13 protein-coding genes are annotated in these 15,325 nt (G+C 49.4%); 2 read left to right on the top strand and 11 right to left on the bottom strand.

All coding sequences use genetic code 11. From position 1 onward, the window contains the following. Nucleotides 1-17: 17 nt before the first annotated feature. The 4 genes from ACLD72_RS01695 to ACLD72_RS01680 form a co-directional block, all read right to left on the bottom strand. Nucleotides 18-1,478 carry a sulfatase gene (locus ACLD72_RS01695; RefSeq protein WP_410994908.1) on the bottom strand — a complete coding sequence of 487 codons (1,461 nt, stop codon included), beginning with the start codon at nucleotides 1,476-1,478 and terminating at the stop codon, nucleotides 18-20. Between the two features lie 184 nt (nucleotides 1,479-1,662). Next, a complete protein-coding gene (locus ACLD72_RS01690; RefSeq protein ID WP_410994910.1) occupies nucleotides 1,663-2,340 on the bottom strand; it encodes a FadR/GntR family transcriptional regulator in 678 nt (225 codons plus the stop codon). A 102-nt stretch (nucleotides 2,341-2,442) separates the two neighbouring features. After that, the gene (locus ACLD72_RS01685) at nucleotides 2,443-3,753 is read right to left on the bottom strand and encodes an MFS transporter (RefSeq protein WP_410994912.1); all 1,311 of its coding nucleotides are present in this window, start codon (nucleotides 3,751-3,753) and stop codon (nucleotides 2,443-2,445) included. Between the two features lie 17 nt (nucleotides 3,754-3,770). Beyond that, the gene (locus ACLD72_RS01680; RefSeq protein ID WP_410994913.1) at nucleotides 3,771-5,258 is read right to left on the bottom strand and encodes a sulfatase-like hydrolase/transferase; all 1,488 of its coding nucleotides are present in this window, start codon (nucleotides 5,256-5,258) and stop codon (nucleotides 3,771-3,773) included. Nucleotides 5,259-5,492: 234 nt separating this feature from the next. Between ACLD72_RS01680 and ACLD72_RS01675 the strand changes: the two genes are divergently transcribed. Then, nucleotides 5,493-6,296 carry a MurR/RpiR family transcriptional regulator gene (locus tag ACLD72_RS01675; RefSeq protein ID WP_410995276.1) on the top strand — a complete coding sequence of 268 codons (804 nt, stop codon included), beginning with the start codon at nucleotides 5,493-5,495 and terminating at the stop codon, nucleotides 6,294-6,296. A gap of 57 nt (nucleotides 6,297-6,353) precedes the next feature. On the opposite strand, the gene ACLD72_RS01670 is transcribed toward ACLD72_RS01675, so the two are convergent. From ACLD72_RS01670 to ACLD72_RS01640, 7 genes are all read right to left on the bottom strand, one after another. Further along, a complete protein-coding gene (locus ACLD72_RS01670) occupies nucleotides 6,354-7,064 on the bottom strand; it encodes an N-acetylmannosamine-6-phosphate 2-epimerase (protein WP_410994914.1) in 711 nt (236 codons plus the stop codon). A gap of 5 nt (nucleotides 7,065-7,069) precedes the next feature. Then, entirely contained in the window at nucleotides 7,070-8,638 is a 1,569-nt protein-coding gene (locus ACLD72_RS01665) for a PTS transporter subunit EIIC (RefSeq protein WP_410994916.1), read from the bottom strand. A gap of 223 nt (nucleotides 8,639-8,861) precedes the next feature. Further along, a complete protein-coding gene (locus ACLD72_RS01660; protein WP_410994917.1) occupies nucleotides 8,862-10,328 on the bottom strand; it encodes a sulfatase in 1,467 nt (488 codons plus the stop codon). A gap of 28 nt (nucleotides 10,329-10,356) precedes the next feature. After that, a complete protein-coding gene (locus ACLD72_RS01655) occupies nucleotides 10,357-11,820 on the bottom strand; it encodes a sulfatase (RefSeq protein WP_410994918.1) in 1,464 nt (487 codons plus the stop codon). 27 nt (nucleotides 11,821-11,847) lie between these two features. After that, nucleotides 11,848-12,714: a carbohydrate ABC transporter permease gene (locus tag ACLD72_RS01650; protein WP_410994919.1), complete on the bottom strand. Its 867-nt coding sequence runs from the start codon at nucleotides 12,712-12,714 to the stop codon at nucleotides 11,848-11,850. 22 nt (nucleotides 12,715-12,736) lie between these two features. After that, a complete protein-coding gene (locus ACLD72_RS01645) occupies nucleotides 12,737-13,627 on the bottom strand; it encodes a carbohydrate ABC transporter permease (protein ID WP_410994921.1) in 891 nt (296 codons plus the stop codon). 52 nt (nucleotides 13,628-13,679) lie between these two features. Continuing rightward, nucleotides 13,680-14,969, bottom strand: coding sequence for an ABC transporter substrate-binding protein (locus tag ACLD72_RS01640; RefSeq protein WP_458475489.1), 1,290 nt, complete (start codon nucleotides 14,967-14,969; stop codon nucleotides 13,680-13,682). On the opposite strand from ACLD72_RS01640, the gene ACLD72_RS01635 reads away from it, so the two are divergent. Next, nucleotides 14,968-15,189: a hypothetical protein gene (locus ACLD72_RS01635; RefSeq protein ID WP_458475488.1), complete on the top strand. Its 222-nt coding sequence runs from the start codon at nucleotides 14,968-14,970 to the stop codon at nucleotides 15,187-15,189. The two genes, ACLD72_RS01640 and ACLD72_RS01635, sit on opposite strands and share 2 nt — an antisense overlap. Nucleotides 15,190-15,325: the final 136 nt, after the last annotated feature.

The raw sequence follows: 15,325 nt of genomic DNA, 5'->3' as shown, positions 1-15,325 counted from the left end.
GGCCGAAGTTTATGCCTTTATACCGAGCCGTAAGCCGACTCCAGCGTTTCATGCGAATATTTTGCCGCCAGCGCCTCAGCATCTTCGCGGTAACCTTCGCCCCGCAGCCGCTTGATCCACTGGCTCACGGTGACATATTTGAACGGCCCGGTCCGGATCACCTTTTGCAGCGGATCGGTCTTTGCGCCCGGTTTCCCCGTATGCTCATGCAGCCAGTTCATCAGGCGATGATCCATCTCCCGGACGACCTCCGGATGCTCGCCGGCGACATTCGTCGTCTGATACGGGTCGTTTTCCATATCGTAAAGCGCCACAGGATCGTAGCGGTAAAGCCCTTCGTGATAGGTGCGCATGTAGTACCACTTTTTGTCTCTGACCGCCCGCTGGCAAGCGTACAAGGCGTGGTCCATCACCAGATGGTCCCGCCCCTGCCAGGCTTCGCCCTTCAAAGCGGGGAGGAACGACTTGCCGTCCCAGCCTTCCGGCACCGGCAAACCGGCCATATCGGTGATCGTGGCGATCACGTCCACGTTGTAGGCGAGCCCGTCCGCGATCGTACCGGGTTTCGCCACGCCGGGCGCCTTGATGATCAGCGGGATATGGTGAACCGACTCCGAGGCGTTCGCGTGCTCCATGTAGATGCCATGCTCGCCAAACGATTCGGCGTGATCCGCGCTGATGACGAAGCATACCTCATCCTCGATCCCCATCTCCCCGAGCGTCTCCATGATCTCCCCGATGCAGCGGTCCATGTAGCTGATGCCGCCGTCATAGCCGTTGATGAGATGAACGAAATCCTCCCGGTCCCGGATACGCTCGGGCATCGTCTCCGGAATACGGCTTGCCGTATGAAGAAGAGCTGCCGAGCGCGGAAACCGGTCCGCCTGGTGCTTTTCGATCGTTGCGGCATCGGGGAACGCTTTGGCCGGGACATCCTTCCACTGATCCGCATATTCCTTCGGATACGTGTACATCGTATGCGGGTCCCAATACTGAATGTGGAGGAAAAAGTTCTCCTCGTGCGCATGCGCCTTGATCCAGGGGATAACGGCCTCATTCACCTCGTGCGCATCTTCGTTGCCTTCTTTCAGCGAATGGGTGTGCACCTCGTTCCAGCCGGCGAAATACCACCAGGCATGGTGACGGTCACCGAAGGAGGAAAACGTCACCGTTTTGTACCCCGCCTCGCGCAAATAACGCGTAAAAAACGGAACCGTCCGGCTGTGGCCGTCCCCGTCGGGATAATCAAAATCGCAGCCCGGCCCCCAGTGGGTCAGCGCCCCGTGGTTGATGCCGAAGCGTCCCGACATAAAGCTGGCCCGCGAAGGAACGCAAGGCGACGACGCGGTGTAGCAGCCGTTAAAGCGGGCCCCCTCCGCCGCGATCCGGTCGATATGCGGCGTCGTATTTCTTTCGTATCCGTAGCACCCCATATGGTCGGGCCGGAGCGAATCGATATCAAAATAAATAATTCTCACCCGTATTCCCCCCGTTCGTTTTTTGAGAGCAGCGCTTTCTTCAATTTTTATTGAATGCGCTTTCAATCAGAATTATAAAGGTCCGCCACGGATAAAATAAGTTTGAACTTTTTTCAAACCTTTTTTACTTATAGTAAAAAAACAAACTGACGCTTATTTTTAAAGCGTCAGTCTCTTTACAATATTAGCTTTGCGTCGGATCATTCATCTCATCAAAGTATTTTACGCCCCACAACAGATGGTTTTCCATTTTCGTGAGCGCAGCCGGCAAATCTCTGTTTTTAATGCTGCGGAAAATATCCATATGCTCTTGATGGCTAATTTCCATGCTTCTACGCCGCCAGCCCTTGCTTGTGATATCGCCCCAAAGCTCATGGACTAAACTTTGCATCATGATTAATATACGGTTTCCCGCCATTTCGGCTAACAGTTGTTCAAAGGCAAAGTGTTGGGCGGAATCTTGCTCATCCGAGGTTAAATAAGACTCAATTTTATCCAACATGATGGGAGTGGCCCTTTTTACGGCCAGCCGGATAATTTCCAACTCGATCGCCACTCTTGTTTCCATGATCTCTTCAACAAGGATCCGTTTATTGTAAAGTTGTCCCTGGATCGGAAGCAGCAGCGATGCCAAATTAATTTCCTTCACATAACAGCCTGATCCTTGCCGGACCTCGATGATCCCTAATGCTTTCAATCCGCTTAACGCTTCACGAACTGAACTTCGCCCTACGCCAAAGTGTTCCGACAATTCCCGTTCGGTGGGAAGTTTATCTCCGCTTTTATAATCTTTTTGTAAGATAAAATTGTATAAGATTTTCGAAAACGGAACTTTTTCTGAACCGGAAACATGTTCAGCCATGTTGTTCTCCCATTAATAATATTTTCATAATAATGCAAGTATAACATCTTACTATTAATGAGGGAATAGGAGTGGCTATTAAGCGCTTACAACAAAACACTTCTATAATTTAAATCTCTCTATTCTGCCTACGATGAGCAAATAACATAAAATTGCCGCCAGAGCATGGATGCCTACGTAGACAAGCGCTAAATTAAAGGAACCTGTTCCTTGAATAATGTATCCGATTACAATCGGCGTGATAATACCGGCAATATTTCCAAACGTATTTAACAAACCTCCGCTTATGCCAAGCGCCTCTTTGGGCGCAACATCAGAAACTACACACCAGCCAAGCGCGCCGAATCCTTTGCCAAAAAACGCTAAAGACATCAGAAAAATAACCGGGCCTTCCGAGTTCACGTAATTACAGCCGATGATCGTCATGGACATCAACATCCCCGCTATGATAGGAACTTTTCTGGCTACGGTTAAAGAGCAGCCTTTTTTAAGCAAGTAATCCGAAAAGATTCCGCTTAATATACTCGCCGCAAAACCGCAAAGTGCCGGTAAGGAGGCTACAAAACCCGCTTTCAGAATGGACATGCCGCGATCTTTTACCAAGTAGATCGGAAACCAGGTCAGGAAAAAATAAGTCATCACATTAATACAATACTGCCCGAAAAAAATCCCCATCATCATCCGGTTTTTTAGCAGTTTTCGAATATAAGGCCATTTTGATTCTTTATTGTCCAAGGTCGCTTTGGTATCCAAATCAACCATGGCTCCCCCTTGCTCGATATATTCCAGCTCGGCCTTGTTGATGCGCGGATGGTCTTTTGGACTATAGATCGACTTCAGCCAAACCATACTTAACACAATTCCAAGCGTTCCCATGAGCAAGAAGTTGCTTTCCCATCCATAGGTTTGTGTAACATACGCCATAATAGGGGAAAAGATCACGGTTGCCCCATACTGAGCTGAAGAAAAGATCGAAGCGGCCGTTCCCCGTTCTTTCGTGGGAAACCAGGAAGCCGTGATCCGGCTATTGGCAGGATAGGCCGGCGCCTCCGCCAACCCTGTTAAAAATCTTAAAACAAAAAGGGTCACAATTAACGCTGCGCCTATAAGAAAGCCAACGAATCCTTGAAAAAGAGTAAACAGCGACCAAAAGAAAATGCTAAGGAAATAGATTTTTTTGGATCCAAAACGATCAAGCAGCCATCCGCCCGGGATTTGGGCACCGACATAGGCCCATGAAAAAGCTGAAAATATATAACCTAAAGCTACTGCATTGATTCCGAGCGCATTTTGCATCGATGGAGCACTGATGGAAATGGCTGCCCGATCGGCGTAATTTAGAGATGAAACAATAAATAACATGAGTATGATCGTCCAGCGAATATGGCTTCTTTTGACTTGAAGTTTGTTCATTTTAAACCTCCCGCTTATTATCGAATTCCACGCTGCAACAGTAAATCGCGGTTGCTTAAAATACCGCAGTTGTCTTGAACAGGTTTATATGCGAATGATTTTTCTGGTTTTCCTATAAGTTTCCCGTCTTCCAACCACTTAACATCATTGCCATATAAATGGGATATTAGAATATCCGTAAGTTCTGCTTCTACGTTCTTATACCCATCGTTACCGGATAGATCGACCATTTCTTTGGGGTCATGGACCAAATCAAATAACTGAAATTGATTCCCGACAGCGTAGTAAATCAGTTTAAATTGTTCGGTACGGATCATCCTCGTAGCCCGGTCATCTTCCCATAGTTCTCCGTAGACGTAATTTCGCTTGTTCTTGTTATTCATCAGAGAGATTCCTTCCACCGTTTGCGGTATTGGGAGATCGCACATATCAAGCAATGTAGGCATAATATCCTTCAGCTCCACCAAACGGTCATCGGTTACATTAAATCCCCAGTCTCCACGATCTGCAGCAGGCACGATGATTAAAGGAACCTTAGTTGCATCTTCATAGAAGAGGTTTTTGCCCCATAAGTTGTGATTGCCCAGCATCTCTCCATGATCGGATGTAATGACAATAATCGTGTTGTCGAGAATTTTCTCATCCCTAAGTGTCCCTATGATCGACCTGATCGAATAATCGATATGCGTACAGGAGGCATAAAACCCCTTTCTGGCTTTGCGCAGTAAATTGTCCGTTTTAATGTCGTATAGGCTGCTGTAATATTTCACGGGATACGGGGCGGATTCCGAATCCATTGCCCAATCGCCGATATAGGGGTGTTCAACATCCACATCATTGTACATATCCATAAAAACTTGGGGAGGAACAACAGGCGGATGCGGTGCCGTGAACCCACAGTACCAAAAAGCCGGCTTCGTCGGGTCCCTGCGGATAATTTGCTCGCACATTTGCCTGGATGTCCAACTCGTCTGGTGCAGCTCCTCCGGCAAGTGCCATGGTCTCGTTATATAATTATTGTTGGACATGCCATGGGCAAAATCCAAGCCTGCGTATCCCTCCCTGTTGATAAACCTTGTGTAATCATCCTCCCTCATCTCATGGGGAAAGTTAACCTTTCTCCCTTCTTCATTTAAAATCACATCATCGAATCCGATCCGCGCTCTTTGAGGATACACGTGCAATTTTCCGACGGCATACGTTTGATAGCCGTTGTTTTTAAAAACTTCGGGAAGCGTAGGAACCTCCGGCATTTTTAGAAATTCATTAAACGTTCTATCCCCATGTGTTCTTGAACTTGTTCCCGTCATGATCTCCCGCCGGGCCGGAATGCAAACCGGCGTCGGACTGTATGCGTTACCAAAAATCACGCCAACTTTAGCCAGCTCATCAAGTGTAGGCGAAAAAAACTCATCCCTGCCTTGCCTGCCCAATAAACTTCCCGGCCACTGATCCACCGTAATCAATAAAACATTTTTATGTTTATTTTTGCTGTTTTCTCTCACTTTATTTCCTCCTCCAAAATCTAACCCCAAAATTTCAAGCCAATAGATATAACATCTGCCGTAAACAATCACCTCCTCTTTAATTTGTATGATCAATTTATATATTGGTATGACAAATTAAATTATAAATGATCTTTGCGGATGCTTCAATCCTTTTTATTCTGTTTTGTTTTCACGGAAACCTACTGTTAAAATGGATAATATACCATCCTAATAGAAATGAGGCTTTTTGTGATGTCGTCCAGTGTCATTGACATACTGCAGCTTGAATATCAACGATTTTCAGCCAAGGAAAAAGAGATTGCTGATTACGTGATACGCAATCGTCAATCCATTAACAATATCAATATTAAGGATTTGGCCTCGTATACAAATACTTCAACGTCAACAATTACCCGTTTTTGCAAGAAAGTGGGCTGCGACACTTTTGTCGATTTCAAAATTCTGCTGAACCGGGAAGCCCAAAAGCCTCGTAATGATACGGATATTTTTATCAAAACGCAAAATCTGTACAATGACATCGTAAATGCGACAGCCGAAATGCTGGATACCGGAAGAATTGAAGAAGTTGTTGAGCTGATTAAGAAATCCCGCAGAATTTATGTTTACGGTTTGGGCAGTTCCGGCCTCTCCGCCTTGGAATTTAAATACAGACTAAGCCGGATGAATCTCGTGGCCGATGCTGTAACGGATTCACATATGATGACGATGAGCGCCTCCCTTCTGGGGAAAAATGATGTTGTGATTGGATTGTCCAACTCGGGACGTACGACAGAGGTAAGTCATGCTTTGGGTCAGGCCAAAAAAAGAGGCGCCAAAGTCATCGGAATCACCAACTTTGACCATACCCCCCTCTCCGAAGTTTCGGATATTTGTCTATTCACTCCGGATATTGGACGATCGGGAGACGTGAATTTCATCAACAGCCAGCTCGCCATCATTTATATTTTGGACGTGATGTCTCTTCTCTTGCTTGAAGACGAAAATTTACTGAAAGCACGGCAGCAAACACTGCAGGCGTTGTATTCAGCGGAATAAAAACGAGCGAGCATTGGTAGAAATCCGGCCACCGATACTCGCTCTTTTACAAAAATATTATTTTGTCCGGTGCTGTAATTTTGCAATCTCCGATACAAAGCGTTCCGTAATCTGCTGCGGACGGGTAATGGCTCCGCCAACGACAACACAATATACTCCTGCTTTCAGGCAGCTTGCCGCCATCTCCGGCGTCATGATGTTTCCTTCCGCCACAACCGGAGTCTTCACATGGGACACGATATCTTTTAATATGGCAAAATCATGATCGTACAGTTTACTTCCGGCTGTCTCCTCTGTATAACCGACTAAAGTCGTAGATATCAAATCAAAACCAAGTTGTTCCGCATTCACCGCTTCAGCTGTTGCCGAGATATCTGCCATCAACAGCAGCCGAGGATATTTATGGCGGATCTCGCTGACAAACTCCTTCAATGTCCTGCCGTCCGGTCTTGGCCGGAGCGTTGCATCCAAGGCTACGATCTCCGCTTGAGTTTCGGCTAATTCATCTATTTCACGCATCGTCGGTGTGATGAATACCGGATTGGTTCCATAGTTTCTTTTTACAATTCCGATGACGGGCAGATCAACCTGCTCTTTAATTTCTTTGATATCTATTGCCGTGTTGGCCCGAATCCCAATGGCCCCGCCTTCTTTGGCCGCTGCCGCCATTCTGCCCATAATATACGGACTATGAAGGGGTTCATGCTCCAATGCCTGACACGATACAACGAGACCGCCTTTTAATTTCAGTCTTACCAAGTCATTCATTACCATTACTCCGTTTCCAAATATTCTTCAATTTCATTCTTGATTACCGTGACCTGAGGTCCGTAAATCACCTGCACTCCGTTCCCTACAAATACAACACCTTTAGCTCCTGTAGCTGCAAATGCGTCCTTTTGCACCTTATCCTTATCGATGACCGTAACCCGCAGCCGCGTAGCGCAGCAATCCAGGTCCGTGATATTTTCCGTACCGCCAAGCGCGTTCAATATGGCGGCCGATCTGGATTCTCCGGACGGTGATGAAGTACCGCTATTACCTGGAGCTGCTGCCTCCGAATCAGCCACTGCTTCATCTTCGCGCCCTAACGTTTTCAGATTCAGTTTAACGATCAAAATCCGGAACGTGAAATAATACAGGAGGAACCATAGTACACCGATGATCGGCACCAGGATCCAGTTGGTTTTCTCATTGCCCTGCAGAATTCCGAACAGGATAAAGTCAATTAATCCGCCGGAGAACGTCTGGCCGATGGTGATTTCGAAAATGTGCGCCAGCATAAAAGCAAACCCGTCAAATGCGGCATGAATCACGTACAGGATTGGAGCTACAAACAAGAAAGAGAATTCCAAAGGCTCTGTAATCCCTGTTAAAAATGAAGTGAGCGCAGCAGACAGCATCAATCCGCCAACCACTTTTTTACGTTCAGGTTTAGCCGTATGGTAAATGGCCAGAGCTGCACCCAATAAACCGAACATCATCGTGATAAAACGGCCTGACATGAATCTGGATGTCCCGATAAAGTATTTCCCGGTAGCGGGATCGCCCAATTGCGCAAAAAAGATATTCTGCGTTCCTTCATATACTTTGCCCGCTACTTCCATGGTTCCTCCCAAGCCGGTTTGCCAGAATGGAAGGTAGAAAATATGATGCAGCCCCAGAGGCCCAAGCATGCGCAAGAAAAATCCGTAAAACAGCGTCCCGATATAACCGGTTTTGTCGACCAGACTGCCGAGGCTAGATATACCGATTTGGATTGTCGGCCAGATCAAAAATAAGGCAATCCCGATGAAGATGGCCGCAAAGGACGAAATGATCGGAATAAACCGGGAACCTCCGAAAAAGCCAAGAAACTGGGGAAGCTCGATTTTATTGTACCGGTTATGCAGCCACGCCGTGACCAACCCGACAACGATTCCTCCCAGAACCCCTGTCTGTAAGGTTTGAATTCCCAGCACCATGCCCTGTCCCGCACCTGCCAGGTTGTCTGCGGCAAGCTTCCCGGTATTGATCAACATCGCATGGATCGAGGCATTCATAACCAGGTAGGACAGACCCGCTGCCAAACCCGCTGTTCCTTTATCCGCTCTTGCCATCCCCACGGCAACGCCGATGGCGAAGATCAAGGCGAGATTATCGAACACTATGCTTCCGGCGCTGCTCATCACAGTAAAAATCTGCTGCAGCCAGGTGATTTGCAGAAGCGGATACGAGCTAATCGTATTTGGATTCGATAATGCGCCGCCGATGCCTAGCAAAAGACCTGCAGCTGGCAGTACCGCAATGGGAAGCATGAAGGACTTGCCGAATTTTTGCGCCTTCTCAAAGTATCGTTTCATGAGGGACCACCCTTCTAAATTTATTTTCATTTACATAATAGATATGAAAACCATTTTCGTCAAGAAAAATATAAATCGCTTTCATGGCGTGTAATATATTACCTTACTTGAACCCTGTAATCCCGAAAAAGCAAAAAGCTCTTAAATCGCCGCGAGGAGCGAATTTAAGAGCTAAGCCGAAATTCCGTGAAGACATTGACTCTATAAAACCGGGCTCTCCATCCTAACTCTGCTGAAATTCCCGGGGATGCCGCTTTTTCAGCTCAGGTACGGCATCGGCGCGGCCCGTTTGTTCCAAATGCTTGACATAATACGGAAGGCGGCCTTTCGCATGATAAGGGCCGCCTTCTTGAATCACGGTCCATAACGGATCGACGTCATAAGTCATCGATGCCATCATATTGTCATGCCAATCGTTTAGCCGATAAACGGCCTGCATGCGGACATCCGGATGCTCAGCTGCCACGTCCTGCTGCTCGAACGGATCCGACTTCAGGTTATACAGCATTTCTTTCGGGAACAAATGATAACCGTCGTGATAGGTCCTCATGTACAGCCAATCCCCGAAGCGCACGCTGCGTTGGCAGACATGAACGCATTGGGACAAAACCAGATAATCCCTTCCACAATCCGTTCCCGCGGTTAAAGCGGGCGCATAACTTCGGCCGTCCCAGGTCGCGGAGGGCTCCTTGTCAAGAAGTTCGGCGATCGTCGGCAAGAAGTCCAGGTGATAGTGCAGCCCTTCGTCGACATTCGGCCGGGTAACGCCCGGCCAGCGAATGATCATCGGGATTCGGCATGTGCCTTGATCCGCCGTGGCATGTTCGCCGTAAATGCCGAGTTGTCCCTGGTTTTCGCCGTGATCCGCGGAGATGATGATGACCAGTTCCTCCATCACGCCCTTACGGTCAAGCGCGTCCATAAGCTGCCCGATGTGTGAATCGACGTAGCGGATTCCGCAGTCATAGCCGTCGATCATTTGCCGCAAGCCTTCCATGTCAAGAAATTCGCCGGGTTGGCGCGGCCATTTGGGGTTCGTCCGATTGTCGAACATATTGATTTCCCGCGGGCTATGCGGCCCGACTTTCCTCAGATGCCGTTCCAGCATCTCCTCCGTCATCCAATCCGGCAGCGGTTCGCCGGCGAACGGGTTCCCGAATTCCTCCGGCGCCCGGTAAGGGGTATGAGGGTCCCAATAATTGACGTACAAAAACCAATTGTCGTCTTGCGAATTGCGGTCAATCCAATCCAGCACGCTTGGCGTCACTTCCTCCGCCGATTCCATGCCGCTTTGGCCCGAATTGTGAATTTCCGAGAAACCCGCATAGAAGGTCCATTGCGAATGTCTTTCTCCGAAAGGGCTGAACAGCACGGTCTTCATGCCCGCTGACCTAAGGAATCCCGGGAGGCTTTCGGTTGTCAGCAAATCGCGGAATTGCCGGGGCTCCCCCTCTCTGCGGAAGTCCGCGGCCGTTCCCCCATGACCCACGAGTCCCGAATGGATGCCGAAACGGCCGGACATAAACGCGGCGCGTGAAGGCGCGCACGGAGCGTCGGACGTGTAGTAATTGGTGAACCGGACGCCTTGTTTCGCGATGCGGTCGATATTCGGGGACGTATTTCTGTGGTACCCGTAGCATCCCAAATGATCGGGTGACGTCGAATCGAGATCCAAAAACAAGATGCGCATCTTTTAACTCGCTCCTTCATCAATGGATTTATAAACCTAGCCTTTCATACTGCTCGGGCGGGGCTTCGTTCGCTTCCATGTTCCACTTCAACAATTGAATCATCGTTTGTTCCAAATTCTTGTCCTGAATCGGGTGCTGCTGCCGGGGGTCCTGCTGCAAATCGAACAGCAGGGTGCCGAACGCATGGGCCCGATTGTAGAGGCCGACACCTTGGACTTTCAGTGTTGGGACGCCCTTTGTGAACGTAAACGGCGGATGGAGTGCCGAGTCGCGAAGTTCCTCCACGGTGAAACGGCTGCGCATGTGCGTGGGCATCAACGTATAGTTGTATAGCGGCATATTCGTCTCGGTCACCGGCGCGCGCATATAGACATAACGCCCATCCGTCACGTTCACATGCCCGCCGTGCATGCCGAAGATCGCGGAATCTCGGACAGGCTGATCGCTTGCGATCGTGGCTTCGAGGTCTTTCCCTTGGACGTCCTTGGGCACGTGGACCCCGAAGTAGCGGAGCAGCGTCGGCGTCAAATCGATCGTCTGCACGAGACTTTGCCTGCGCTCGCCCTGCTTCCCGCTGCGGGGATCCCAGATGAACATCGGCATATGCGCGATCTCATCGTAATAGGGCATCACCGATTTAGCCCACCAATCGTGCTCGCCGAGCAGAAACCCGTGATCGGTATTCACGATCAGCAAGGTGTCCTGCCACATGTCGAACTCATCCATAACATCCAGCACTTTCCCCAAGTAGTGGTCGCACATACTGAGCAGCGCCGCATATTCGTACCTAAGATGCTCCACCTCCTCCTTCGTCTCGGTGACCGGCCCGTACGGCGGCCAATCGAAATGCTTGCCCGTGTAGTCGTGGGGATAAAGGTCGCGATATTTTTGCGGAGCGTAAAACGGCTCGTGCGGATCAAACGTTTCGATCTGCAGGAACCAGCGATCCTCGTTCCGGTTCGTCCGCATGAATTCCAACCCGTTCTCCATCGTGCGCGCTTGCGGAAAATCCTGCTCTTCGCGAATGTATTTGCGGTTGATCCAGTCGTGGCGGACGAGCCGGCCCATCGCCTTCATCCCGATCGATTCCGGAGGCTCCGGATCGGCGACCTCGCCTTTCCAAGGATCGCCTTCCTGGCCGCGAATCAGTTCGCACGAATTATATCGGGTATGATAGGTCGCGCCGCCGTCCTCCCAGTAATGCTGGTGATCGGTGACGAGATGGGTGTATACGCCGTTTTCGCTCAATAGTTCGGGCATCGAGTCGTCGAAAGGCTCGATTGGCCCCCAGCTGCGATGCAGGAAGTTGTGGCGGCCCGTATGGAGTTCCCGCCGCGCGGGCATGCAAGGCATGCTCCCCACGTAGGCATGATCGAAAACGACGGTTTTCTCGGCCAACCTTTGGAAATTCGGCGCGTGAACCCAGTCGCATCCATAAGGGGGCAGCATGTGCCGATTTAACGTATCGAACATCAACATGATCGCTTTCATCACTTTTTCCTCGCTTTCTTACGTAATTTAACCTTTGACGCCGGACGAGACGATGCTGCCGACAAATTGTTTCTGGAACAACAGGAAGGCTACGAGCATCGGCAACGACACCAGAACGGTGGCGGCCATCAGCAAGTTGTATTGAATCGTGAACTCTCCTTTGAACAGCGATAACGCCAATTGGATGGTCCGCATCGATTCCGTGTTCGTAAAGATCAGCGGCTGGAAGAATTCATTCCAGACGGAAACGATTTTCAGAATGCCGAGTGTTGCCATCAATGGACCGCTTAACGGCAGGAAAATTCTCAGATAAGTTCCGAAATAACCCAACCCGTCCATATAACCCGCTTCATCCAAGTCTTTCGGAAACCCCGAGAAAAATTGTCTGGCCATAAAGATGCCGATCGACCCGGACAAGGCGGGAATGATTAAGGCATAATACGTGTTCAGCCAGCCCGTTCCGCCCTGGCCCCAAATATCGTTATGACCGAACAGCGGAATGCTTTTCATAATGATGAACTGCGGAACTACAATCGACTGCGCGGGCACCATCATCCCGGCCAGCAAGCACACGAAGATGATCGTGCTGCCCCGAAAGCGGATTCTGGCAAACGTATACCCCGCCAGCGTGTTGAATAAAAGGCTGCCGGCCGTCACGACCAAGGTGACGATCAGGGAATTTTTGAAATAAAGCCCCCATTTCCCGCTCTCCATCGCTTGCAAATAATTCTCGAAATGCCAATCGCGCGGCAGGAGGGAAAACGCTCCCGAGATGAGTTCGTCGTTCCCCTTCAGCGAAGTAAAAATCATAACCACGACGGGAAATAAATTGAGCAGCGTAATCACGATCAAAAATACGTAGACTAGAACCTTGGCCATGCCGAGCTTCTTCAACGGTCTCTCTCCCTTCTTCCGTTCAGCTATCCAGCGTTTTCGTTCCGACTCTGTAGTTGATCAAAGTAATGACCAGCGTAATGACGAGCAAGAAAATGGAGAGCGCCGAAGCATATCCCATTTCATACTGCGCGAACGAGGTATCCACGATGCTGTTGACGATCGTATTCGTCGTATTCAGCGGCCCGCCTTTGGTCATCACGTAAACGTAATCGAAGACTTGGAACGAGCGAATCGTCGCGGTCACGAAAATGAAAAACGTCATCGGATTTAAAAGCGGCACGGTAATCCGGAAAAATATCCGCAGTTTCGAAGCCCCGTCGATACTGGCCGCCTCGTACAATTCCTGCGAGATCGATTGCAGACCCGCCAAGTATACGATCAACGCGTATCCGGTCCCAACCCAGATGCCGAGAATACTGATCGACATTAAGGCGTACTGCGCATCACCCAGCCAATTGACCGGATTCAGATGCAATCCCTTCAACACGGCATTAAACGGGCCGCTCTGAAAGTCATACAAGTAAAGCCATGTCATGGATACCGCGACCCCGGAGATGACGCTCGGCAAATACAACCCCGCACGAAAAAAAGAAAGCCCTTTAATTTTAGAATTCAACAGCACGGCCAGAACCAAACCAAGCGCCATCTGCGGCAGGACCGACACGATCCAAAACACAAACGTATTTTTGACGGCCCCCATAAACAATTGATCTTCCAGCATCCGGGCGTAATTGGACAACCCCACCCAATGACCGGGGGACAGGATGCTGTAATTAGTGAAACTTAAATAGATAACGCATAAAAGGGGAACAAAAATAAAAATGAAGTAGATGAGCACGTTGGGCAATATCAACAGATAGGGCGTTAGTTTTCTTCTCCAGGTCGCGTTCATGCGTTTTCCCCTTTCCATCAAAGGCCCCCTGAGCATGACAGCTGCGCATAGGGGCCCCGGAATTCGCTTTTTACTTTTTGGCGCTTTCTTGCCGGGCCGCTTCCGCGGCATCTTTCATCGCTTGCTCCGGCGACTTTTTGCTGAAGAAGGCTTCTTCCAAGCCGATCCGCAGGTACTTGACGATCGTATTCCAGTTGGCCGAAGGCAAATAGCTGCTGGCGTCGTTCATGGATTCAAAAATAACTTCATTGGCCGGATCCAGTTTCACGAACTCGTCTTGGAGCGATTTCAGCGGCGGGATGTAGCCGGAGGCTTTGGCGAACGGCAGCATTTCTTCCGGCGAGAACATGAATTTCAGGAATTCCCAAGCTTCTTGCGGGTGTTCGGTTTTCTTGGCCATGGTCATGAACGTTCCCAGCATCAGCGAGGTTTGTTCACCGTTTGGCCCTTTCGGCGGCAGGGAATACCCGAGATTCTCCGCGCCAATCGACTTGCTTAATTGCGTCAGCGAATAGGAGCTGGCAAAAGACATGGCCGCCAGATTGTTTTGGAACAAGGTTCCCGTTACGTTCACATCCGTTTGGAACACGATATCTTTATCTTTCACGAGATCCATGACCTGCTCCAGAACCTTAATCGACTCCGGCGAATCAAATGTCGGGTTGCCTTTTTCGTCATACAAGTTCAAGCCGTTAAGCAGCAGCAGGCTTAAAAACGATTGCTCCGAGTTCGCGTTGTTGACGGTGCTCGTCGTGATATCGAGGCCGGAGCGCACGGCTTTTCCGTTCTCTTTCTTAGCCAGCTTCTTGGCGAATTCGAACAATTCGGCATAGGTCTTTGGCGGTTGTTCGGGATCAAGTCCTGCTTCCCGGAAATAGTCCTTTCTCCAAACAAACGGACGGATTTCGGGAATCAACAGCCCGTACAGTCCTCCATTCCACTCCCCGGCTTTCAGGATGTCCGGAAAGAAGTCGTCTTTGCCGGACCAATTGTCATTTTGAATCAAGGTGTTCAAATCCATATAATTGCCCTGATCGACCGTCGAGATCAATTGGCCGAATCCGAGCCCGTGGACGTCCGGTTGAATGCCGCCGGCGTAGGCCACCGATAATTTTTGGAAGTAATCGGAGAAAGGGATAGTGGTGATTTCCACCTTAATGTTCTCATGCGTTTTTTCGAAGTCGGTGCCGATTTGCTTATACACCGCGTCGAGTTCCGGCGTGTTGATGGGTACCCATACCTTCAGCGTCACCTGCTCCCCCGCGGCGTTTCCCCCTTTACTTCCGCTTGAATCCGCCGAACCCGAGGTATTTCCGCCGCCGGACGAACACGCGGAAACCAGCAGTACGAACACGGCCATGAATAATGATAGAAAAGCTTTTCCCCTTTTTTGCAACATCGGATCTTCCCCCCGATTATTAAATTTGATCCGCCGGGTTAAAGCGGCTGATCTTGGCTTTGAATATAGTCTGCCTAAATCAAAAAAAATAGCGTGCATTTTTGATCCGATGATCATCATTTGCACGCTAACCCAAATGGCCTTTTTATCGGCGGATGAACCTTTTTTGAACAATGAATGATTTTTGCTATTCAAGAAGCGGATTCGACGTCGAATCTTGAATTCAGCCGGGCCTTCCGTTGCTCACGTAGATTTGTCTACGCTCCGCTACTTAGTCCCTAGCTTCATCCAACCTTCTCGGTCCTGTAAACCCAACT

The organism is Paenibacillus lacisediminis (assembly GCF_046567315.2).
Note: the sequence above shows the minus strand (reverse complement) of the source record. Positions and strands in the feature narration are given on the sequence as shown.

Coding starts and splice junctions, on each gene's coding strand:
- ACLD72_RS01675 (WP_410995276.1), top strand. CDS start 5,493: ATGTCGTCCAGTGTCATTGACATACTGCAGCTTGAATATCAACGATTT.
- ACLD72_RS01640 (WP_458475489.1), bottom strand. CDS start 14,969: ATGGCCGTGTTCGTACTGCTGGTTTCCGCGTGTTCGTCCGGCGGCGGA.
- ACLD72_RS01645 (WP_410994921.1), bottom strand. CDS start 13,627: ATGGAAAGGGGAAAACGCATGAACGCGACCTGGAGAAGAAAACTAACG.
- ACLD72_RS01660 (WP_410994917.1), bottom strand. CDS start 10,328: ATGCGCATCTTGTTTTTGGATCTCGATTCGACGTCACCCGATCATTTG.
- ACLD72_RS01670 (WP_410994914.1), bottom strand. CDS start 7,064: ATGAATGACTTGGTAAGACTGAAATTAAAAGGCGGTCTCGTTGTATCG.
- ACLD72_RS01635 (WP_458475488.1), top strand. CDS start 14,968: ATGAATAATGATAGAAAAGCTTTTCCCCTTTTTTGCAACATCGGATCT.
- ACLD72_RS01685 (WP_410994912.1), bottom strand. CDS start 3,753: ATGAACAAACTTCAAGTCAAAAGAAGCCATATTCGCTGGACGATCATA.
- ACLD72_RS01690 (WP_410994910.1), bottom strand. CDS start 2,340: ATGGCTGAACATGTTTCCGGTTCAGAAAAAGTTCCGTTTTCGAAAATC.
- ACLD72_RS01665 (WP_410994916.1), bottom strand. CDS start 8,638: ATGAAACGATACTTTGAGAAGGCGCAAAAATTCGGCAAGTCCTTCATG.
- ACLD72_RS01655 (WP_410994918.1), bottom strand. CDS start 11,820: ATGAAAGCGATCATGTTGATGTTCGATACGTTAAATCGGCACATGCTG.